The organism is Snodgrassella sp. W8132 (genome assembly GCF_016100865.1).
GTDB classification, from domain to species: domain Bacteria; phylum Pseudomonadota; class Gammaproteobacteria; order Burkholderiales; family Neisseriaceae; genus Snodgrassella; species Snodgrassella alvi.
Genome location: NZ_JACFRQ010000001.1, coordinates 463192 through 484960, shown reverse-complemented (window position 1 = coordinate 484960; position 21769 = coordinate 463192). Strand labels below are relative to the sequence as shown.

General features: G+C 39.7%; 17 protein-coding genes and 5 tRNA genes. 11 read left to right on the top strand and 11 right to left on the bottom strand.

Annotation, left to right across the window (positions count from 1 at the left end; all coding sequences use genetic code 11):
• Window positions 1–10 precede the first annotated feature (10 nt).
• The 5 genes from H3U82_RS02145 (at window position 11) to H3U82_RS02125 (ending at window position 538) form a co-directional block, all read left to right on the top strand.
• A tRNA-Gly gene (locus tag H3U82_RS02145) sits at window positions 11–86 on the top strand.
• Between the two features lie 31 nt (window positions 87–117).
• Window positions 118–193, top strand: a tRNA-Gly gene (locus tag H3U82_RS02140).
• A gap of 44 nt (window positions 194–237) precedes the next feature.
• A tRNA-Cys gene (locus H3U82_RS02135) sits at window positions 238–311 on the top strand.
• 19 nt (window positions 312–330) lie between these two features.
• Window positions 331–405 (top strand) — tRNA-Cys (locus H3U82_RS02130).
• Window positions 406–447: 42 nt separating this feature from the next.
• Window positions 448–538 (top strand) — tRNA-Leu (locus H3U82_RS02125).
• A 616-nt stretch (window positions 539–1154) separates the two neighbouring features.
• On the opposite strand, the gene H3U82_RS02120 is transcribed toward H3U82_RS02125, so the two are convergent.
• From H3U82_RS02120 to H3U82_RS02110, 3 genes are all read right to left on the bottom strand, one after another.
• Complete coding sequence (locus H3U82_RS02120; protein WP_038648938.1) at window positions 1155–2318, bottom strand: FAD-dependent monooxygenase; 1164 nt, start codon at window positions 2316–2318, stop codon at window positions 1155–1157.
• 36 nt (window positions 2319–2354) lie between these two features.
• Window positions 2355–3536, bottom strand: coding sequence for an FAD-dependent monooxygenase (locus tag H3U82_RS02115; RefSeq protein ID WP_025331017.1), 1182 nt, complete (start codon window positions 3534–3536; stop codon window positions 2355–2357).
• Window positions 3537–3837: 301 nt separating this feature from the next.
• On the bottom strand, window positions 3838–5025 hold the full coding sequence (locus tag H3U82_RS02110) for an MFS transporter (protein WP_078474359.1): 1188 nt from the start codon (window positions 5023–5025) through the stop codon (window positions 3838–3840).
• Between the two features lie 633 nt (window positions 5026–5658).
• On the opposite strand from H3U82_RS02110, the gene H3U82_RS02105 reads away from it, so the two are divergent.
• The 6 genes from H3U82_RS02105 (at window position 5659) to H3U82_RS02080 (ending at window position 11433) form a co-directional block, all read left to right on the top strand.
• Window positions 5659–6141 carry an Lrp/AsnC family transcriptional regulator gene (locus H3U82_RS02105; protein ID WP_025331019.1) on the top strand — a complete coding sequence of 161 codons (483 nt, stop codon included), beginning with the start codon at window positions 5659–5661 and terminating at the stop codon, window positions 6139–6141.
• Window positions 6142–6244: 103 nt separating this feature from the next.
• Window positions 6245–6820, top strand: coding sequence for a DUF1415 domain-containing protein (locus tag H3U82_RS02100; protein WP_041879856.1), 576 nt, complete (start codon window positions 6245–6247; stop codon window positions 6818–6820).
• 162 nt (window positions 6821–6982) lie between these two features.
• A complete protein-coding gene (locus H3U82_RS02095; protein ID WP_174830354.1) occupies window positions 6983–8440 on the top strand; it encodes a sodium:proton antiporter in 1458 nt (485 codons plus the stop codon).
• A gap of 37 nt (window positions 8441–8477) precedes the next feature.
• Complete coding sequence (locus tag H3U82_RS02090; protein ID WP_174830356.1) at window positions 8478–9176, top strand: 16S rRNA pseudouridine(516) synthase; 699 nt, start codon at window positions 8478–8480, stop codon at window positions 9174–9176.
• Between the two features lies 1 nt (window position 9177).
• Window positions 9178–9819, top strand: coding sequence for a trimeric intracellular cation channel family protein (locus tag H3U82_RS02085; RefSeq protein ID WP_174830358.1), 642 nt, complete (start codon window positions 9178–9180; stop codon window positions 9817–9819).
• A gap of 498 nt (window positions 9820–10317) precedes the next feature.
• Window positions 10318–11433: a Tim44 domain-containing protein gene (locus tag H3U82_RS02080; protein WP_174830359.1), complete on the top strand. Its 1116-nt coding sequence runs from the start codon at window positions 10318–10320 to the stop codon at window positions 11431–11433.
• 75 nt (window positions 11434–11508) lie between these two features.
• Here the strand turns inward: H3U82_RS02080 and H3U82_RS02075 are convergent, their stop codons facing one another.
• The 8 genes from H3U82_RS02075 to H3U82_RS02040 form a co-directional block, all read right to left on the bottom strand.
• Window positions 11509–13605, bottom strand: a complete 2097-nt coding sequence (locus tag H3U82_RS02075; protein WP_198208977.1) for a TonB-dependent receptor — start codon at window positions 13603–13605, stop codon at window positions 11509–11511.
• 254 nt (window positions 13606–13859) lie between these two features.
• On the bottom strand, window positions 13860–15353 hold the full coding sequence (gene cls / locus H3U82_RS02070; RefSeq protein WP_198208976.1) for a cardiolipin synthase: 1494 nt from the start codon (window positions 15351–15353) through the stop codon (window positions 13860–13862).
• 202 nt (window positions 15354–15555) lie between these two features.
• Entirely contained in the window at window positions 15556–16620 is a 1065-nt protein-coding gene (gene hemE / locus H3U82_RS02065; protein WP_198208975.1) for a uroporphyrinogen decarboxylase, read from the bottom strand.
• A gap of 60 nt (window positions 16621–16680) precedes the next feature.
• The gene (locus H3U82_RS02060; protein ID WP_174831965.1) at window positions 16681–17883 is read right to left on the bottom strand and encodes a heme biosynthesis HemY N-terminal domain-containing protein; all 1203 of its coding nucleotides are present in this window, start codon (window positions 17881–17883) and stop codon (window positions 16681–16683) included.
• The gene (locus H3U82_RS02055) at window positions 17880–19259 is read right to left on the bottom strand and encodes a uroporphyrinogen-III C-methyltransferase (RefSeq protein ID WP_232336093.1); all 1380 of its coding nucleotides are present in this window, start codon (window positions 19257–19259) and stop codon (window positions 17880–17882) included. Before H3U82_RS02055 ends, H3U82_RS02060 begins: the two co-directional genes overlap by 4 nt.
• 56 nt (window positions 19260–19315) lie before the next feature.
• Complete coding sequence (locus H3U82_RS02050; RefSeq protein ID WP_198208974.1) at window positions 19316–20044, bottom strand: uroporphyrinogen-III synthase; 729 nt, start codon at window positions 20042–20044, stop codon at window positions 19316–19318.
• Complete coding sequence (hemC, locus tag H3U82_RS02045; RefSeq protein ID WP_198208972.1) at window positions 20041–20973, bottom strand: hydroxymethylbilane synthase; 933 nt, start codon at window positions 20971–20973, stop codon at window positions 20041–20043. Before hemC ends, H3U82_RS02050 begins: the two co-directional genes overlap by 4 nt.
• 78 nt (window positions 20974–21051) lie before the next feature.
• Entirely contained in the window at window positions 21052–21768 is a 717-nt protein-coding gene (locus tag H3U82_RS02040; RefSeq protein ID WP_198208970.1) for an NAD-dependent deacylase, read from the bottom strand.
• Between the last annotated feature and the right edge of the window lies 1 nt (window position 21769).

Here is a 21769-nt window from a genome sequence, read left to right as displayed (position 1 = left end):
AAGTGAATTTGCGGGAATAGCTCAGTTGGTAGAGCGCAACCTTGCCAAGGTTGAGGTCGCGAGTTCGAGACTCGTTTCCCGCTCCAAAAAACATGCTCACATGTATAAAGTGAATTTGCGGGAATAGCTCAGTTGGTAGAGCGCAACCTTGCCAAGGTTGAGGTCGCGAGTTCGAGACTCGTTTCCCGCTCCAAGTTTGATGTATTAGTTGCTCTACCCGATTGAGTAAATATATAAGGCGGGATGGCAGAGTGGTCATGCAGCGGACTGCAAATCCGTGTACGCCGGTTCGATTCCGACTCCCGCCTCCAGATTATATTAGAGTTTCATGGCGGGGTGGCAGAGTGACTATGCCACAGTGTGCAAAGCTGTGCAGGCCGGTTTAAATCCGTGCCCCCGCCTCCATACAGCACACAAATATGCACAAAAGTGCATTAAAAACTACCTGCCCGGGTGGTGAAATTGGTAGACACAACGGACTTAAAATCCGTCGGCTCTTAAAACGGCCGTGCCGGTTCGATTCCGGCTCCGGGCACCATTTATTGAATCCAGATATACTTAGATGTATCTGGATTCTTTACATTTATATTTCAAGAAATACACACTTGTATATTTTGCTTCTTCAACTGCTCTGTGACATACAAACATTAAATTGATACCTGAAATTCTATTGATGATTTTCTACCTCTTACATATATTCCTATACATAAAGAACATGCTCTAACATATTTTATAAAATTTAGAAAAGCAGTAATCAAACTATACTTATTATTTTTAATAACCATGCATTTAAAAAACATGAATTTAAAGCTGGGTGAAGCGTATAGAACTCTAAAACAGGCACTGAATTCGAAGTAGCTAATCCCTCAGGCATACGCAGCCAATAGCAAAACTGATAAAGAACTACAGAGATAAAAAGCCAGCAAATTTATCTAATTTATGTTGGTAACAATAAAATTAGCGAAATTCCAATGTTAGATAAATGTTTTATTCAATACTACTATTGTATAAAGCAAAATTTTTCATACAAATCTATATTCTCAATTATGATTAGCTATAAATTGAAATATAAATTGAGAATATAAAAATAATTTCATTATTGCTTAATCCAGTCATTATTACTCTATCTTTAGCAACAAATCTTTATTATTAAATCATAAACCCATTGCTTCCCGAATCATTCTTTTTTTAATTAAGCCTGAATAATTCACCAGATTCAATCCTTTATTACGAACCCAGCCAATGGCAGGAAAATAGTCATTGGCAAATAATTTGAATAAACCATCACAACTATATTGCATCAGCCTTACTGCCAATAATCTTGATCGCTGATACTGCCTGAGAATAGACCATATACCCGAATCACTGGCATTTGTCAGTAAGTTACTGAGACATTGCACATCTGCAAAACCCAGATTTACGCCTTGTCCGGCCAATGGATGAATAGTATGAGCTGCATCCCCAATCAGAGCAATTCTTTGGCTGACAATTTTTTTAGGCTGTCGCATTATCAGGTCAAAGTTGAACACAGGAGTGGTTAGTGTTAGTTCACCTAACTTTTGATTACCTGCCAAAGCAACTTCCCGTGCAAAACTTTCTTTATCCAGCTTCGTCAAACTTTCTGGGTCAGATGTCGACCATACGATAGAAATCTGCTGCTGCGGCAAAGGCAAATAAGCAAGAATATCACTACCACGAAACCACTGATAAGCACATCCATTATGTGGTTTTTCCGTGTTGAAATTAGCAACAATACCTTGTTGCCGATATGGAGAAGCGTTTACTTCAATGCCAACCTGCTCACGCAACCAAGAATTAGCTCCATCTGCACCAACCACTAGCTGACTGCAATAAGTTTGACCATTTTCCAGAGTTATCTTTGCCGACCATACATCGGTAATCACCGATTGAGGACAACTACTGACTATTGCTACCCCCTCTTCCTCCAATGCTAGCCACAATTTTGCCAGCAAATAGCGGTTTTCAACCATTGAATTTAAACAAGGTACATTTATACTGGAGGCGTCAAAACTAATACATCCATTACCGTCACCATAAACCTCCATATGGCTTACTTTTTGTACTCTTTCTTCCGGCCAAACGCCTAATCTATTGAAAAATTGCTGATTAGTCGGACTAATGGCATAAATACGGGCATCCCAAGACTGAGAGAGACTGAGCAAATCTGTTTGAGGTGGCTTTTTTTCAATGATAAGAATTTTTTTACCTTGCTGATGTAAAGCTAAAGCTAAAGTTGCACCAACCAACCCTCCACCTAGAATAATGACATCAAAATCATATTGTGTGTTTATGCTCATTTTGCTTTCCATATCGTTTAAACAATAGTATTTATTCTAGATATCGGGATGCGGAGTTACTCCAAAAACCAGCTGCCTGGTAAACTTATGCTTCAAAACAGGCACTGATCCCAAAATACTCATACCCATACTTTGTCCATATGCCAGCCCGCTGTGAGCATGATCAAACAGTTGTACCAGAATATGCGTAAAGCCTACAACTGCACGAGCATCATAAGCACGTATTCGTGCATATTTTCCGGCTAAAGAACTATCATTAAGAGAAATTTTATCTGTCTTACCAAATGTTGCACTTAACATTTCGGCATCACGAACACCGAGATTCAATCCTTGTGCAGCAACCGGATGCATGGTTTGGGCAGCATTTCCAATGCAAATTACTCTCTGGCTATATACCTGGTTAAGCTGACGTAATTTCAATGGAAAAGTTGCCGGCGTTCCCATTTGCTCTAAATGACCTAAGCGATCTCCCATTACAGACTGTAACTGCTGATTAAATTCTGCCACATTCCACAGCTCTCGTTGCAATGCTTCTTCATGAGTACATGTCCAGACCAGTCGAAAATCATTTCTATAAGGTAATAAAGCAAGCGGTCCATTTTCAGTAAAACGTTCATAGGCAATAGCATGATTGCCTGCCTCGAACTTTAGAGTATTAACTAAAGCCAGCTGCCGGTAATCATGGGTGTGTACTTTTATATTCGGCAAACCGGCAGCCAGTTCACCTCCTTCTGCCAGAATCAGCCATTGTGCAGTTAAGTTATGCCTTCGTTGCTGATAAAAACACTGTGCTGAAGCCCAATGAGTTGTACTTTGTACCTGTTCAACAGTTGTTTGCCATTGCACAGATATATTGTTTTTTTGTAATGCTGTTTCACAAGCCTGTAATAATCTGACATAATCAATCGTCGCTCCAAGATAAGGTAATCCTATATCCTGTGCTGACATTAGTACACGACCAAAATGATGCTGCCGTGAAACATGTACCTGCCGGATAAAAGTCAACATTTCATCAGGCAGATATACTCCGGCCTGCCGGAAAGTCTGGATACTATGATATGACAAAGCAAGAGTACGCTGATCATTCAGATTACTGTCAGCAGCTCTGGCCTCCAGTAATAAAACCGATTGATTCTGCTGTTTTAACAACAAAGCAGTAAGCATGCCAACAGGGCCTGCACCGATAATAATAAACGGATAATGTGATAATGGCTGCATAAGCAGTACTCTTAATCAAGACAGTCAAATTCTAACGTAATTTATCCATATAGAAACATAAATCTTATTTACCAGTCAGATTAAATAAAATTCTTGCTAAGCTAATATGTAATTCTTTTTTCAAGCACTAAAGTTCTACTCCAACTTCTTCAGCCTGATAATGAAATAAATATTACTCTTTTACTTAATAGTTTATAAATTGATAAAATTTATTTCGACAGATACAATTACTAAATCGAAAAATATACAAAATAAAACACCATTATAAAAATGGTGCTTTATATGGTTTCAATGTTTCTGTTTATGCTTTTTTTCGCATCAATACACCACCAATCAGCATTGCCAGCAACTGTACACTAATTAATACAACAGCAGTCATAAACCACCCTCCACTCTCAAAGGCATGACCACATAATAATGAGCCGGCAAAACCGCCTGCATAATAGCACATGTAATACAGACCGGAAGCCAGTGAACGGCCTTCTGTTACATTGGCAGAGATATAGGTAATAGTAGACGATTGAGTAATAAAAATACCGCTACTCATAATAGCCAGTGCCAGTACAATAACCCATAACGGATGCATCAGGGTTATCAGCACACCAAAAATGGATAAACTCATAGCTATTAATACAGTTAGATTGGTACCAAATTTGACAATTAACCGAGCTGATAATGGAGTAATAATCATACCAATCAGATATACGGCAAAAATATTAGCTAATTGTGAACTGCTTAGATTATATGGCGGCTGATCAAGATACAAATTGATATAGGTAAAACAACCAACCAGAGAAAACAGAACACAAAAACCCAATGCACAAGCTGCAAGAATATACCGGTTATGTAAATGATGCCATAAGGTTATTAATGCTGTTGAAATCTGTGGTTTAGCCTCGAATTTTTGCGATGCAGGAAGATTTTTCCATACCAGAACCGCTCCAGATATACTGATAATACCCATTATTAAGAAAGCATGACGCCAGCCCATAAAGTCTGTGAGGTATCCCATCAGAAACCGGCCAAGGAAACCACCCAATACCGTACCAGAAACATAAAAGCTCATCAGTTTGATACGTGTATTACCAGAAAATTCTTCACCTAAATAAGCCAGTAAAACGACAGTTATGCCGGGTACTGCAACACCCTGAGCAAAGCGCAACCACCATAGCCAATTGATACTGTGCACAAAAGACAATGCTAAAGTAGGAATAGCAATAAAAAAAACCGAACCTACAATAAAAGCTTTGCGTCCGAAAGCATCTGAAATCATTCCTAAAAACGGAGACGTTAATGCGACAGCCAAAATTGTCGCTCCTACAGTTGAACCTATTGCAGCAGCACTGGCATGGAACTCCTGCATCAATACAGGTAACACTGACTGAATAGCGTAAACCTGAATAAAAGCCAGAGCACCGGTAATCAGCACTGTTATAATTAAGGCCAGATTCAGTTTTGGAGTGATTGAAGGTGTAAGTGGTTTACTCATTATAATGCAAACTATTTATTAGAATTATCTGAATAACATATAATAATTAATCTGATTATTTCAAATAATGGTTAAACAAAATATTTTAAAATTTGTTATATTATGTATTTTATTTATTATACCTCTCAGTGTAATTATAGCTTTTCAGATTTGCAGTAATTTAAACTTCTGGATAATATCACTTTATTCTTTATATAGTTATTATTAATTATTAATTTCTTAAAAAATAAACCGTTAATAAATTGAGTTTATACGCTTACAAAAATATGAATAAATATTACCTATATAAAAATATTTATACTAATCAACAAATTAAACAATATCATTTTATTTATTGCATTTAATGGTTATTATCCGTGTAAACTTCAATTAGCAATAATATACAGATATTACAACTTTAAACTGAATAATATATTTCAAGAAAGTAGAATAGTATCAACATTTTTTATAGTAATAAGGGGATTAGATATTTAAAAAGCATTTGGAATAACTAGTATTAATTTTAAATTAATGTCAAAATAAAATAAATTTGTGTAATTAAGTGCAATCTTATAAATTGTATAAACTTTAACTTTAATTTATTATCGCCGCCTGTTTCATCGCTGCGACAATAATCCTCAGGATACTTGTATCATGGCAATAAGTTTTTTAGATAAAACCGATTTGAAAATCCTGCAAGTTTTACAAGATAATGGTCGTCTTACTAATGTTGAGCTATCCGAGCGAGTAGCTTTATCACCATCGCCATGTCTGCGCCGGTTAAAGCAGCTTGAAGAATCGGGGATTATTCGCCGTTATGCAGCTCTTCTGGACCCTTATCATGTAGAACTGGGTTTGCAGGCATTTATTCGGGTTAGAGTTAATAAAAGTAAACAGTCCCGTGATGAGTTTACTCTTGCTGTTCAAAGCTGGCCTCAGGTGCTTAATTGTTTTGCACTCACTGGGGAGTCTGATTACATTCTTCAGGCTTTTTTCTCAGATATGAATGCTTTTTCGCACTTCGTACTGGAAACTTTACTGGCAACTCCGGGAGTGGAAGATGCCAAATCCAGCTTTGTACTGAAAGAGATTAAAACAACTACTTCGTTACCGCTGGAACATTTAAATGTAGGCTAAAAAACTCAAAATTAGTTTTAATAAACTAATAGTAAAGAATGTTTTAATTATTTAAGAATTCATGCTACGCTTGAGCGTCTGTTATCTACATAGATAAATACATATGTCTGTCATTTATAATCAGGATGAAGAAATTATTGCTATTTGCCGCCACTGGCTGGAACAGGCAGTAATCGGACTTAATCTTTGCCCTTTTGCCAGAAAACCTTACAATTTAAAAAGATTGCGGTTTAGCATAAGCCATGCCAGACATGTTGATGCATTTCTGGAATTCATAGAGCAGGAAATTCAGTTGTTGTTACAAACGCCGGCACACGAAACAGAAACCACTTTAATTGTCGAACCTTCATTATTTACAGATTTTGAGACGTTTCTGGATGCTGTAACTTTAGCAGAAGATGTACTTCAGGAGATTGGAGCAAATGGCATCATACAAATAGCCCCTTTTCATCCTGAATTTCAGTTTGCTGATGAACCTAAGGATGATATCAGTAACTATACTAATCGCAGTCCCTATCCTATTTTACACTTGATACGTGAAAGTAGTATTGATCAAGCGATTGCGGCATTTCCTGATGCTGCAACCATATATGAACGTAACAAAGCATTATTACGGGAAATGGGAATGGAAGGCTGGACAAAATTAGCAATCGAATACCCGTTGCAAAAATCAAAATAAATTAATCTTAAACTTCATATCAAACTGTAAAATTCGAATCTTTCCTCTGAACTATCATGCTAAATCTTTTATTAATAGCTCACTTTTTATCGAGTTTACTTTTTAACACCATACGAAATTATTGTTAAAATCTCTATTTGCTTAAATAGTAAACTATCAAGAATGACGCCAGTTAACCCTTCTGTTGAACAGTTTGCCTTTTCTTTATTAAAGCAAGGCAATCGAATACTGCAATTAATATTTTTATTTATCGTTAGTTTATTACCATTTCCTGTACTGGCTGCCGGCTTACCTGCCCATGAATTGAGTTTATGGTGGTGCTTTCCTTTTATTGGTTTGCTTTTGTCTATAGCTTTGTGTCCGATATTGATACCTAAAACATGGCATAGTCATAGTGGAAAAATTATCGGTGTATGGTGTGCTGCATTTCTGATACCTCTGAGCTGCTACTATAATGTTTCAGCTGGTTTATCTATTACCATACATGCATTGTTACAGGAATATATTCCATTTATGCTTTTACTACTGGCTTTATATACACTTTCCGGTGGTATTCTTATTCAGCATAATGGTAATGGCAGTGTAAAACTCAATGTACTGATTCTGGCAGTAGGTACACTTCTGGCCGGAATCATGGGTACAACTGGTGCTGCCATGCTATTTATCCGCCCTTTATTGCGGGCCAATGCACAGCGACGCCATCGAACTCATCTTGTAGTATTTTTTATTTTTCTAGTGGCCAACATCGGTGGCGGATTAACCCCGCTTGGAGACCCGCCATTATTTCTGGGTTTTCTGAAAGGTGTTGGTTTTCAGTGGACATTCGTTCACATGCTTTTGCCCGTAATTATCAATACTCTGATTTTACTATTTATTTTCTTTTGTATTGATTACTATTTATGGCAACGTGAAATTATTACTAATGATAAAGTTCAGAACAGTATTTCTTCATGGTCTATTCAGGGTAAAGCCAACTTATTGTTATTATTTGCAGTTACTGGAGTAATATTGGTTTCCGGATTATGTAAAAATTTACCGGTATGGAATATTTACGGAATTGAAACCAGTTTAGTTGCATGGATACGTGATGGTTTACTGCTCATCATTACTTTATGCTCGCTAAAATTAACACCATTGAAATTACGCAGACAAAATGACTTTAACTGGGCACCTATGGTTGAAGTAGGTAAATTATTTATCGGAATTTTCATAACTATTGCTCCTGTAATGGCTATATTACAACTCGGACAGGATGGAAGTTTCCGAATACTGATAAATTTAATTGAGCAAAAGGGAGAACCAGTAAATACTCTCTATTTCTGGCTAAGTGGTTTATTATCCGGCTTTCTGGATAATGCGCCTACCTATCTGGTGTTTTTCAATCTTGCTGGAGGTGATGCTGCTTTACTAATGCAACATTTACCTTCTACATTAATGGCGGTTTCTATGGGTTCAGTATTCATGGGAGCGCTCAGTTATATTGGTAATGCTCCTAATCTCATGGTTAAATCTATTGCCGAGCAACACCGAATTACTATGCCAAGCTTTTTTGGCTACATGGGTTGGTCTGTTACTCTGCTTATTCCGGTTTTTTTACTGGATACTTTATTGTTTTTTTAACTTATCGGAATAGCCGGCCATTAAGGTTTATTTAGTTATGCAATTATTGAAATACCTGCAAGCACAAGGTTTGGGCAGTCGCAAGCAATGTCAGGCATTAATTGACGACGATGCCGTACGAATTAATGATACGCTCTGCAATCATGCTCAAATGGATATCGACCCGAAAGCGGTAAGCAGTTTATATATTGATGACGTGAGTCTGATTCCAGTACCCCTTCCTTATTTTTATATTCTGCTCAATAAACCCGCTGATTATGAAACTTCGCATAAACCACAATTTTACCCGAGTGTTTTTAGTTTATTACCAGAGCCATTGCGTCATCTGGAGATGCAGGCTGTAGGCAGGTTGGATGCAGATACAACCGGCGTATTAATCCTGACTAACGATGGTCAGTTTAATCACCGTTGCACGTCACCAAAACATAAACTTCCAAAAATTTATCGTGTTAGTTTGAAGCATGCTGCAGACGAAAAACTATGTATTATTTTAAAAAACGGGGTCTTGTTACACGATGATAACGAAACGGTAACTGCACAGGCCGCTGAGTTAATTGATCCGCATACCTTACAGCTTACCATTACTTCAGGTAAATACCACCAGGTAAAACGGATGATAGCTGCAGCCGGCAATCGTGTTACTGCCTTGCATCGCAGTGCTTTCGGACTATGGCAGACTGAAGATTTACCTGCTGGCGGATGGCGTTTTTTTCAACCTGAGTCCGGCTTAATGTAACATGCTTAATACAGATATTATTTTCCAACTAATCAATATTATCGGAACAGTCGCTTTTGCCGTATCAGGTTATCTGGTTGGTTTTCGCAAAAGACTTGATATTCTCGGGGTTGTCATTGTAGCTTTACTTACTGCGGTAGGCGGCGGCATGATGCGTGATGCATTGGTCGGTCATATTCCTATGATTTTTAAAAGTAATACAGCATTGTGGACTATTTTTATTACATTAGTAATATCATGGGTGTGCCATTTACAATATCATCGTCATCGTGTACTTGCAGTATGGTTTGTTGTTGCTGATGCTCTTGGGCTGGCAGCATTCAGTCTGACTGGTGCGCAAGTTGGTCTGGATCTTGAATTAAACTGGTTTGGTGTAATTACACTGGCATTTGTAACAGCTGTAGGCGGTGGGATACTGCGCGACATACTGGTAAACGAAGTACCCATTATTTTACGTAGTGATATTTACGGTACCATTGCTATTTTACTTGGCTTACTTCTGTGCCTGCTGGATCACTGGGAAATGGTTACACCATTAAGTATTAATTTGCTGTTTATTGGTGGTGTACTAAGCCGTTTACTCGCTTATCATTACAACATTACCCTGCCGGGATTTCAAAAGAAGAAAAATTACAAAATATAACAAAACTACAAGAACTTTCGCTGCAAAAAACAGTCTAAGTCATTAAGATGATGTTCATACGCAGCTACAAGCGTATAAATTAAAGATTTAAAATGGTTTTTCAGTATTCTCTTGTCGAAACATTATTTTGGCCCTCTGCTGCTTCTCCCCTTGGCACAGAGGGTTCTTTTTATCTGCAATTTTTATCAGTCATTTCTATCGATAGAAGAAGCTATTTTGTATTTTGATAAATACAAACAAAATATTAGTTCTGATAAATTATCACTATTTTATTAATCTTCTTCTGAACTCATACTATGATTTAATGATAAATATTTTGATAACCCAATATGACTATCATTCTTTCATGCGCTACAATGCTGTCTTTTATTTGCAAAAGCAACCATAAAACCGTAAAAGAGATTAAATAATAACTATTTCTTTGCTTGAAATCTTATTTTTCAGCGCTATGTACGGTAAAGTTAGTTTTAATATTATAGATAAGAAAGTATCCAAGTGATGGAAAATAGAAAATTACGTTATATTGCTTCTGCAGTTATTCTCAGCCTGACGCTGAGTCCACTGGCTGAAGCCAAACGAGTTGGCGGTGGCGGTAACCGTGGAATGTCCCGCTCAAGTTACTCCAGCTCTTATTCTGGCTCATCCTACCAATCCAATCGCGGCAGCTATGCAAACTCTTCTTCCAGCCGACTTGGCGGTGGCAATAATGCAGGTATGTCACGTTCTTACTCTAACTCCGGACGTAACGATTATCGCTCTGATAATCAGAACAATTATTCTGGTCAGACACAGCCGCGCGGTAGCAATACCGGTCGGGTAATTGGTGCGGGTGTAGCTGGTGCCGCTATTGGGGCACTTGCAGGTCATGCAATGGCTAATCATAACCAGCAACAAACCAATGCACCTGTGACAAATCCTGATGGTAATTATAGTGAGAATGCTACTGATAGTAATAATGCAGCCGCTACTCAATCTACCAATTCTGATCAGCCACAGGTACAGCAACAATCACAACCGGAACCTAAAAGTGGCTTTAGCTGGTTATGGTTACTTATTATTGTATTTGGTGGTGTTTATCTTTACCGTCGTTTTGCCGCTAAAAGGAATAATCAGTCAAATATACCTTATGCCGGAAATACCAAGCCTAATAATTTCACTTCATTAAACAATAATAGCAACAGTAGTAGTACCAATATTTTCGGACAAAATATTGGAAGCAATAATAATTTAATGACAAACAATTTATCTGGTATGCCAGACGGAAGTAATCCAGACGCATTTCTGCGTTTCGCACGTCAGCGTTTTAATCATGTTCAGTCAATGAACAATGCCTCAAATCTGGAAGAAATCCGCCGTTACTTTACTTCAGATATGTTCGCAGATATCCGTAATGATATTATAAATAATCATGAAACTGCTGAATTCAGTAATCTTAATGCCGAACTGGTAGACAGCACTCAGGAAAATGGTCAGTATATTGCCAGTGTACGTTTTAGTGGTTTAGTGAGTGAAGAGCTGGGTAGTGCACAGCAACCATTCAGTGAAGTATGGCATTTTGTTAAACCTATGGGTAGTCAGCAGGATTGGCTGATTGCCGGTATACAACAGGATTAATTCTCACTTGCACATATTTAACTAGCAATTATATTTAAATATTAAAAAGCACTGAAATATCAGTGCTTTTTTCAATCAGAACATTTTACGAATATTAATTCCGGTACTGAATGTACGTTTAGGTGATGGTTCAAAATATCGCTCATTACTATCATTGACTATCACAGATCCAGCATAACGGCGATTAAATATATTATCTATACGTGCATAGCTGCTTACTGTCCAGCCACGATGAACCCATTCATAACCGATATTCGCTGAAGCAAGAGCATAAGCAGGTGCATAATCACTGTTACTGTCATTAACATATATTTTATCCATATAGCGGATATCCATCCCCCCCTGCCATCCTTGCTTAGGTTGCCATTGAAATCCTAAATAAAACTGGTTTTGAGCAACTCCCGGAATTTTATTACCTTTGCTAACAGCGGCTGCTTTACCTTGTGCTGCTATTTCACTATCAAACTTCGCATCCACATAGGAATAACTCGCCTGAACTTGTAAATCCTGCCACAACTTCTTTTGCCAAGCTAATTCACTACCATATCTTTTCGTCCGGTCAGCATTACGAAACGTACTTCTGCCGCCAGATGAAACCGCAGAAACAATATCATTGTGAGTTTCAGTATGAAAAATTGTAGCTGTCAGTTGGCCCCACGACTGTTCAAATTTTAGTCCTGCTTCAACTGTATCATTGCTAGAAGGTTTAAGATTACGATTAAAACCATCCTGTCCATCCGGTCTGTATGCCATTTCAGTAAATGTCGGTGTTTCAAAACCTTTACCATAAGCAACATAGGCTGCTGCCTGATTACTGAAGTTCCAGCCTAGTGAAATACCGGGCAACAGTTTATGGTATCGCATAGTACTACTATCATCATCATTAGCCAGATAATGATCACGTGTTCTGAAATGTACATTGCTATAGCGTAACCCGCCATCTAAATGCCATTTAGGTAAAAATTTCCATGAAAACTGAATATAAGGATCTAAATTCCATAAGGTATTATCCTCATCACGGCGTAATTTTCCTTTAATCCCTAAATGCGCACCATTAAAATTATTATAGCCCTGCCTGTCCTCATTTTCCTTATCAAACGCCACACCTCCAATCACAGTTAGATTAGGTATTGTATTTGTATTCAGCCAGCGAATATCGGTTCCATAATAATAACGGGTAAAATCAATAACACCTCCGGCATGTTTAGGAGCTGTCTGAGCTTTGGCCGGAATTGACTGGTACTGCACAACGTGACGCCGGCCAGCATACGCCATAGCATATAAACTGTTATGCTCATTGATTGATTTATCCCACGTCAGACTGGTCTGACTCTGGTCAATTTCTTTACGCATATTATAATCTCTGACATTCTGAGCTACCTGACGCGGATTGTCTTGCCACTGTTTACGTGTCAGTCCTCCGGGATCAGCAGCACGGATACGAACCTGATTAAGTACCCAATTCAATGTACTGCCATCATTTAAATCCCAAGTAAATTTTGCGTTATTGAGGACTTTTCTTGCGTCGCTATGTTCCCTGTAACCATTGGTATCAAAGTAACTTGAACTTATATTATATGCAGGTAAACTCGCCGCTTTACTTCCGCCCTGTAACTGAAATGAAGTCTGCTGCTTAGCAAAACGCGCCGTGTTAAAACCAACACTGACACTCGGATTACCTGTACCCTCACGGGTTGTCGCGAGAATAGTTCCTCCAGAAGAGTTACCATATAAAGAAGAAAAAGGTCCGCCAAGTACCTCAATTTTCTCCAGAGAATTTAAATCAATATTGGATGTCTGCCCCTGTCCATCAGGCATAGAAGACGGAATTCCATCAACATAAATCCTGATTCCGCGAACACCGAATGTCGAACGGGCACCAAAACCTCTCATGGATATTTGCATATCCTGAGCATAATTTTCTCTTTCGAGAGCTTGTAAACCCGGAATAGCTTTCAAAGCATCAGAGATATTAGTTTTAGGCGTATTTTTGAGTGTATTTGCATTTACAGTATAAACAGAAGCTGTAGTATCCAACCATTTTGAATTAGTGCGTAAAGCAGTGACTTCGATATCCGGCAAATCTGCTTCATCTTTTTTATCATTGGCATAAGCCATAAATGGCAGCGCTGTCAGTGACAAAGCTAATATTTTCAGATGTGTGTGTATCATAACTACTATTCTTAAAATTAAAAATATTAATATAAAATTAACCAACCGTGACAGATAACACTTATGAATATTTACTGTCAATAAACTATTAAATATATGGCTTGTAGATTAATTTATATTTTCCTAAACATAATATTATCTTATTAACATTTTAAAATATCACATTCTGAAAATACTTTTTTCAACACTGATAGAAAAATAATCAGGTAAAAAAACTGCCGGTTTTCAGCCGGCAGTTTTTTCATTATTAAAATTTATAACAACGGACCAACCAGACGCACTGTATTCTCCACCAGCCCCCACCACTTTGAACGAGCCTGCCATGTTTTCAGTTCGATATATTCACAAGCTTTCAAATAAGTGCTCTGTAACGCCACTACTGTTTCAGTCATACTTTCATCATAAATTGCCAGACTAATTTCCATATTGAGATAAAAACTGCGCATATCCATATTTACAGTACCAAACAAAGTGTAATCACTATCTACAGTTAAAGTTTTAGCATGTAACAGCCCGCCCTTAAACAAAGCAATTTTCACCCCAGCCTGTAATAGTTTTGGATAATATGCACGTGAAGCATATTTCACCAGCATTGAATCCACTGCTTCCGGTACAATCAGAGTAACATCTACTCCCCTGGTAGCAGCCGTAGTTAAAGCCAGCAGCAAAGCATCATCCGGAACAAAATAAGGCGTCGTAATAATAATACGTCGTGTAGCGGCATGAATTGCATTAACAATTGTGTCGTAAATAACCGGACTGCCTTGTTCAGGTGCTGAAGGAATCACTTGTACCACTACACCACTTTGTTCCTGTTGTGCAACTTGCAGATTATGCAGGAGCGCCTGTTTACCGTAACTGTCTACCCATTGCTGTACCTGCATTAAATTCGATTCAGTTTCTACTGCCATATCACCGGCAAATACTGCGGCCAGAGGTTGTACCAGACTTCCTTCACAACGCATCATTACATCAACCCATTGTCCGACACCGGCATTTTTTTTGAAAAAACGCGGGTCGACCAGATTAAAACTGCCGGTATAGCCAATTTTCTGATCTATAACCGCAATTTTACGATGATTCCGCAAATCTGCACGTACAAGAAAAGTGCGCCATAATTGAACGGGTAAAGCTTCAGTCAATGTAATACCCGCATTGCGTAAACGCTGAGGCCAGTCACTACGCCAGAATTTTACACTACCAATACTGTCAACCAGCATACTGGTAACCACACCTCGTTGTGCTGCTGCAATGGCATCATTCAGCAGTTCAATAATTTCTCCCTGCGGATCAACAATATAAAAAGCCAGTAAACAGCTTGTTTTCGCATGCTGAATATCATAACGAATGGCGGCAATAATTTCTTCATCATTGGTAAGAAGCTTTAAGTGATTGTATTCGGTAGCCTCAAATCCGGTTTTATCGGCTGCAATCAAACTGATACCATGATAACGCTCATTCAGACCACTACAAGCATGCTGATTGAAATTATGCAGATATTTATTACTGAATCCCTGATAAAATTTCACCAATTCATTCTGACGACGTAGCCGACGTGAACCCAGCCTGGGTTCGCCAATTAACAAGTAGCCTACAGCCCCGATTAAAGGAAAAGCCATTAACATCAGAATCCAAGCAACGGAAACTCCCGTATTACGCTGATGGTATAATACTCTCACTACCAGAACAGTAACCACAATCACATGTAATACAACAAGAATTTCAGCCCAGGGTATATCATGTAACATATAAGTAAACCAATTATTTAATGTCTAGAATATAGTAGATTATAAATGGATAAATAATCTATATAATGAATTGAGATAAATATCAGATAAAAAATTCTGGCAGGTACAGAAAACTAAGTCTGTGACTGCCAGAAATAGCAAGTAATTATTCACATCAATTATTTGTTGCAGAATTGATTGATATTCTCTGAAATACAAATAATTAATTCTGATGATATTCTGCAGAAATGCGATGTACCGCATCTACTGCACATTTCACCATTTCCGGATTAGTATATTGATTGATACCATGACCGAGATTAAATACATGTCCGCTGCCAGCTCCGTAAGCAGCAAGTAAACGTTTAACTTCGTCTGTAATACTTTCTGAATCACCAAATAGAGCCAGCGGGTCAAGATTTCCCTGTAATGCCACCTGCTGTCCGACCAACTGACGTGCCTGCTGTAAATTGACAGTCCAGTCCACGCCTAACGCATCAGCACCCAGTGCAGCTAATTGTTCCAGCCACTGGCCACCGCCTTTAGTAAATATAATGACTGGTACCCGACGACCATCTGCTTCACGCTGTAAGCCTGAAACGACCTGTTGCAGATAGCGTAAATCAAACTCCTGAAAAGCTTTATCACTGAGAATTCCGCCCCACGTATCAAAAATCTGTACGGCCTGTGCACCTGCAGCTATCTGTTCATTCAAATAAGCAGTTACTGTCTGTGCATTAATATCCAGTATCCGGTGTAACAATTGCGGTAGCTGATAAAGCATGGTTTTCAATAAACGAAAATCCCGGCTGCCTTGTCCTTCAACCATATAACAGGCTAATGTAAACGGGCTGCCAGAAAAACCAATTAATGGTACACGACCGTTTAAAGCTTTACGTATACTATAAACAGCATCGAACACATAGCGCAAACGGTTCATATCAGGAACCTGTAAACGTGTCACATCGTTTTCATGCTGCAATGGATGAGTAAATTTAGGTCCTTCACCTTCGACAAAATGCAAACCCAGCCCCATTGCATCCGGTACAGTAAGAATATCGGAAAACAAAATAGCAGCATCCAGTGCAAAACGCTCCAATGGCTGGAGAGTCACCTCTGTAGCCAGCTCTGGATTATGACAAAGTGAGAGAAAACTGCCGGCTTTCGCCCGTGTTTCTCTGTACTCCGGTAAATAGCGTCCAGCCTGTCTCATTAACCATACCGGCGTATATTCAACCGGCTGCTTTAGTAAAGCACGTAAAAAAGTATCGTTATGTAAAACTGCCATAATTAACCTCAGGCAGTTAGTACATACAGTACCAACTGCCTGTTAAATAAAAACTAAAAATTACAACTCATCATTATTACCAATTGTGGCCAGAATTTCATTACGCTGCTGCTCGGCAGCCTCGCTCTGACCTGATTGCTCCAGTACTTTAGCTAATAACAATCTGGTTACATTATTATTACTGGCCTGCAAACTGGCTTCGAGATAAGTTTTTGCCTTTCCCCACAGTTGTTGCTGATAACTTAACTCACCCATCAACAATAGTAAGTCCGGGTCTTGCGGATTCTGTTGTAACCATTTATCGACGGTTACCATATTTTTTTGCTGTTCTTTACTACTTAGATATTGATTGGCCTGATTAAATGCAGGTAATAGTGAAGCATCATGAGTGCGCGGATAATATTTTTTTACCCATTTCAATGCCTGAGTATACATACCTAGCTGAAGATATTTTTCTGCAATATTTGCACTAAGTGTACTTTCACGTTCATCTACCGGAATCAGATTAAGACTGCTTTTCAGCTCACCCGGCTCTTTAACATTTGCCAGTAACTGCCGATAAGCCCAGTATTGGTAATTATTCTGTTCGCTTTCGCTTAACGCTCCTGCGCGGCTTAATTTATCAACTGCTTCCAAAACACCCTGAGCATCATGCTTTTCCCAGTCATATCGTAACTGCAGCTTAACAAGCTGGGTTAAATTCGGATTGATTTTAGCTGCTGCTTCCAGTGCACTTCTGGCTTGCTGATCATTGTGCTGTGATAAAGCTGATTGGGCCAGAAGCAAATAGCGGGAAAGCTGCTGTTTTTCCGGCAACTTTGCAATTTCATCTAAATAACGGTCTCGTGTTGTACTGTCATCCATCTGATCAGCACTGTGCGCAGCCAGTAATAAGGCCAGAGCACGACTGTGCTGCCCCTGTTTATTACGTAAGACCCGCTCAGCCTCACGCTCAGCAAACTGATAGCGACCTTCAAAGTAGGCTAAACCAGCATGATTTAATGCTGTTTCAACCTGATGGCGCTGATGATTGATACGCCAGTGATGCCAATGACCGGGTAAATGCACAAAACCCATAATAATGCGTAAAAATATATACAACAGCACTACCGTTAGCAGCACAAGACCAATAAACAGCTGCAGATTGATACGTATCAGAGTTTGCTCAACTACAATATACACATCACCACTGTAATATTTCGCACCAAGTACGACACCCACTGCAACAATAAACAGAACAATCAACCATAATAGAGATCTCATAATGAATGGTCTCCCTGTCTGGAAGATGACGCTGCAGAAGCATTATTACTGTTTATAGGGCTAGCCTGTTGTTGTTCGGTATGTACCGGTACATTGCTGGCAGATGATGCACTTAAATCCGGCAACGCCGTTGACATATCCATTCCAGACTGATTCTGGTATTCACGTACAGCAGCCAGGCTGGCTGACAGACTATTGTCCTGACTAGTTTGCACGTTAAGTGTCTTTAACTGAGTTAATTCTTTCAGCCACGACTGCGTTGCTGCTGAACCACTGTCAAAATATTGCTTAACAGCAGCTTCTGCACCATTTAAATCAGCAACATAGACTTCTCCGCGACGCTGAATCAGAGCAATACGTGCATCCAGCAATCGCAGCCGCAGATTTTCACGTACAAAATATATCTGTTCAGGCGACATTAGCATTGAATCATTGTGATTAATGTGACGCACTTCTACCATACTGCGTAAAGAGTGCAAAGTATTTTGCCATGTACGCTGCCACCATGAAGCATTTGGATTTACCGGTGTATTACTTGTCACTCCGGGCTGTAACTGACTTTCAACTACTAACGGCAGACCTGCTATAGCAGACTCAAGACGATTCAGACGCAATGAAACACTGGCAACATCCAGATAAGGCCGGTTTTTCAGATTTTCCAAATCAGTGCTTATAGCCTTTTTGATAGGCAGCAATTGCGGCTGGTCAAAGCGGGATAGCCGGCCATCCAGACTTTCAAGTACATTAACTGCAACAGGAACATTACCGGAAATCAGCAACTGCTGAGAGGCAAGATTCAATGTAGCTTCTATTTCATCAACCAGCCAGTCAGTACGATTTTTTACCAGCTCCTGATAGGCACGGGTAAGCCGGTCTACATTATCACCCTGAGTTTTCTGTTGGGTTTGAATTTCCTGCAACTGACGACTTAACTCATCAATGCGTGTCAGGCTGGTTTCTATTGAAACAGCTGTTTTGCTGGCACTAATTCCAGCATTGTCGATTTTCTGATCAAATTGTATCTGCTGGTTTTTAAGCTGATTCTGTCCTTCAACAAATAAAAACCCACTGGCTCCCAGAGCCAGTAATGATAATACCAGTGCGCCCAGAGCAATTCCCTTACCTGAGCCGGATTGCGACTGTTTTGCCGGAGATGGCTGAACAGGAATACTAGATGCAGAAGCATCTGATACTGTGTTGTTTTTTTGGGAATTCATAGTTTGATGTGTCGTGTTTTGATCTTTATTGGTAGCTTCAGTAACCGCAGAAGTAGCCGATTCGGGCGGAGCACTAACTTCGCCTTGTTTATTCACCAGCATTGGCTGCTTTTCCTGTTCAGGAGGCTGGCCAGCCTGTGCATTCTGTTGTTCACTCATTCGGTATACTCCCTACTTTATATAATAGGTTAACAGCACTACTGAAGAAAATATCATCAGGTGCTGCGTGAATGCAAAAGTGCCAGTCCGCGACATAAGTCCGGAACATGAAGTGTCTGGACTCCATATCCGGATAACGCAGCATCTATGCGCGGATGGTGAACTAAGTATAACAAGCTTTTGCTAACTGCGTACAAATCCGGAGGTAATTGAGTAAACCACGCCCGGACTGCGGCAGTTGTCGTCATATACACTGCCTTCAAATTTCCCTGTTCGGCCTGTGTTGAAATAACTGACCAGTTTATAGGTACCGGATTTCGCTGATATACTTCTGCTACCTCAATTTGCCATCCTAGTTGATGCAGTTGCTTAATCAGCCAGTCGCGGCCACCTATACCTCTAATCAATAGCAATTTACCTTTACGCTGCTGCCATACAGGCAAATGTAAAACTGCTTCACTATCATGTCCGTTTTCCGGATAAACAATCTGTTTAAATCCATAACCGGATAACGCTGATGCCGTAGCAGCACCCACTGCTACATGTATTAATTTATCAGAACGTGAAACATAATTTGCAGCAATATGTACGGCACTCGGGCTAACCCAGAAAATAATATTCTGACTCTGGCTTTGACAAGATAGCCGGTTTAAAGCCGCTGATTGTGTTTGTAATTGAAGATATTCAAGTAAAATAGGTTGCCAGCCATAATGAATGCAACAGTCTATATCGGCAGTGGCTGCCAGCGGCGGACGCATTAGTACCAGACATGGTAAAGTATTCATCGGGTAGATAAAACATCATTAATTAACTGCTGCGCACCTTGATCAGCTAGCTGCTGTGCAACCATCAAACCCAGCTGCTCTGCTTCACTAATATTTGCCTTTTCACTGGCTCGCAACACTGTTACACCATCTGCAGATGCCACTAAACCACGTAACTCAAGCATGCCGGATTTTTCAGTACAATACGCTGCCAGCGGTACCTGACAGCTACCACCAAGTACACGTGCCAGAGTACGTTCTGCAGTAACACAGGCTGCTGTAACAGGATCGTGTAATGGTTGTAATAAAGTCAGTAAGTCCTCACGATGAGCGGCGACCTCTATAGCCAGAGCCCCCTGACCGGCAGCTGGCAGCAATATTTCTGGAGATAATATACACTGAATTCGCCGCTCTAAACCCAGTCGCTCAAGACCGGCTGCAGCAAGAATAATTGCAGCATATTCCTGTCTGTCAAGTTTCTCCAGACGTGTTTGCACATTACCCCGCAGAGGCTTTACCTGCAAATCAGGATACAGCAACCTAATCTGAGCTTCCCGACGCAGACTTGAAGTTCCGACTATGGCATTAGCCGGTAAATCAGCCAAACAGCTAAACTGATGAGAAACAAATGCATCAAACGGATTAGCCCGCTCAGTTATTGCTGCCAAGATAAAGCCATCCGGAAGTTGCATAGGAACATCTTTAAGAGAGTGCACAGCAATATCTGCTGTTTCCTTTTGCAAGGCTAACTCAAGCTCTTTTATAAATAATCCCTTACCACCTATTTTGGATAAAGACTGATGCAATATCTGATCACCCCGGGTTGTCATACCCTGAATTTCAACAGATAACCCCGGATATGCAGTCTGAAGACATTGCTGTACATAATGAGCCTGCCACATAGCCAAAGTGCTCTCGCGGCTGGCAATGACTAAATCATTTTTTGTCATATTAATTTACAAGAATCAAGAAAATCAGAACGGAAATTTTAGCACTAACTAAAATTTGATTTTGGTATACCACCCGTATCAGCAGGATAAAGAATGTGCATCAGGACGTTGCAGTAATTCATTAACCAGACCAGATACACCAGCCTGAGCCGGGGCGCGAATAATCTGTACATTTTGCAAGCCATCAATCGGCTGGGGATCAACAAGGTAAATTTCAGCGTTCGGTGGTATATACTGGATTAGACCAGCGGCCGGATAAACCTGCAAGGAAGTACCAATGATAATTGCAATATCAGCTGAACGCATCACTTGTATAGCCTGTTCAATCATAGGCACCGCCTCACCAAACCAGACAGTATGCGGCCTCATCGGAAAACCATTAACATCAACATCTGTTACGTTCTGATCCCCCAGGCAATCCACAATATAATTTTCATCAACACAGCTTCTGGCTTTTAACAACTCACCATGTAAATGTAAAACATGAGTACTTCCGGCTCGCTCATGCAAATCATCTATATTTTGAGTAATTATATCTACATCATAACCTTCTTCCAGACGTTTCAGAGCAACATGAGCAGAATTGGGTTCGGTTTTTAGCAGCTGACGTCTCAGTTGATTATAAAAATTAAGCACATATAATGGCTGACGCTTAAATGCCTCCGGTGTTGCCACATCCTCTACACGCTCACCTTCCCACAAACCTCCCTGATTACGAAAAGTCTGTAAACCGCTTTCAGCACTAATACCGGATCCGGTTAATACAACAATATGCTGTCTGTTTGAGTTGGGCATA

Coding starts and splice junctions, on each gene's coding strand:
- H3U82_RS02120 (WP_038648938.1), bottom strand. CDS start 2,318: ATGAGCATAAACACACAATATGATTTTGATGTCATTATTCTAGGTGGA.
- H3U82_RS02115 (WP_025331017.1), bottom strand. CDS start 3,536: ATGCAGCCATTATCACATTATCCGTTTATTATTATCGGTGCAGGCCCT.
- H3U82_RS02110 (WP_078474359.1), bottom strand. CDS start 5,025: ATGAGTAAACCACTTACACCTTCAATCACTCCAAAACTGAATCTGGCC.
- H3U82_RS02105 (WP_025331019.1), top strand. CDS start 5,659: ATGGCAATAAGTTTTTTAGATAAAACCGATTTGAAAATCCTGCAAGTT.
- H3U82_RS02100 (WP_041879856.1), top strand. CDS start 6,245: ATGTCTGTCATTTATAATCAGGATGAAGAAATTATTGCTATTTGCCGC.
- H3U82_RS02095 (WP_174830354.1), top strand. CDS start 6,983: ATGACGCCAGTTAACCCTTCTGTTGAACAGTTTGCCTTTTCTTTATTA.
- H3U82_RS02090 (WP_174830356.1), top strand. CDS start 8,478: ATGCAATTATTGAAATACCTGCAAGCACAAGGTTTGGGCAGTCGCAAG.
- H3U82_RS02085 (WP_174830358.1), top strand. CDS start 9,178: ATGCTTAATACAGATATTATTTTCCAACTAATCAATATTATCGGAACA.
- H3U82_RS02080 (WP_174830359.1), top strand. CDS start 10,318: ATGGAAAATAGAAAATTACGTTATATTGCTTCTGCAGTTATTCTCAGC.
- H3U82_RS02075 (WP_198208977.1), bottom strand. CDS start 13,605: ATGATACACACACATCTGAAAATATTAGCTTTGTCACTGACAGCGCTG.
- cls (WP_198208976.1), bottom strand. CDS start 15,353: ATGTTACATGATATACCCTGGGCTGAAATTCTTGTTGTATTACATGTG.
- hemE (WP_198208975.1), bottom strand. CDS start 16,620: ATGGCAGTTTTACATAACGATACTTTTTTACGTGCTTTACTAAAGCAG.
- H3U82_RS02060 (WP_174831965.1), bottom strand. CDS start 17,883: ATGAGATCTCTATTATGGTTGATTGTTCTGTTTATTGTTGCAGTGGGT.
- H3U82_RS02055 (WP_232336093.1), bottom strand. CDS start 19,259: ATGAGTGAACAACAGAATGCACAGGCTGGCCAGCCTCCTGAACAGGAA.
- H3U82_RS02050 (WP_198208974.1), bottom strand. CDS start 20,044: ATGAATACTTTACCATGTCTGGTACTAATGCGTCCGCCGCTGGCAGCC.
- hemC (WP_198208972.1), bottom strand. CDS start 20,973: ATGACAAAAAATGATTTAGTCATTGCCAGCCGCGAGAGCACTTTGGCT.
- H3U82_RS02040 (WP_198208970.1), bottom strand. CDS start 21,768: ATGCCCAACTCAAACAGACAGCATATTGTTGTATTAACCGGATCCGGT.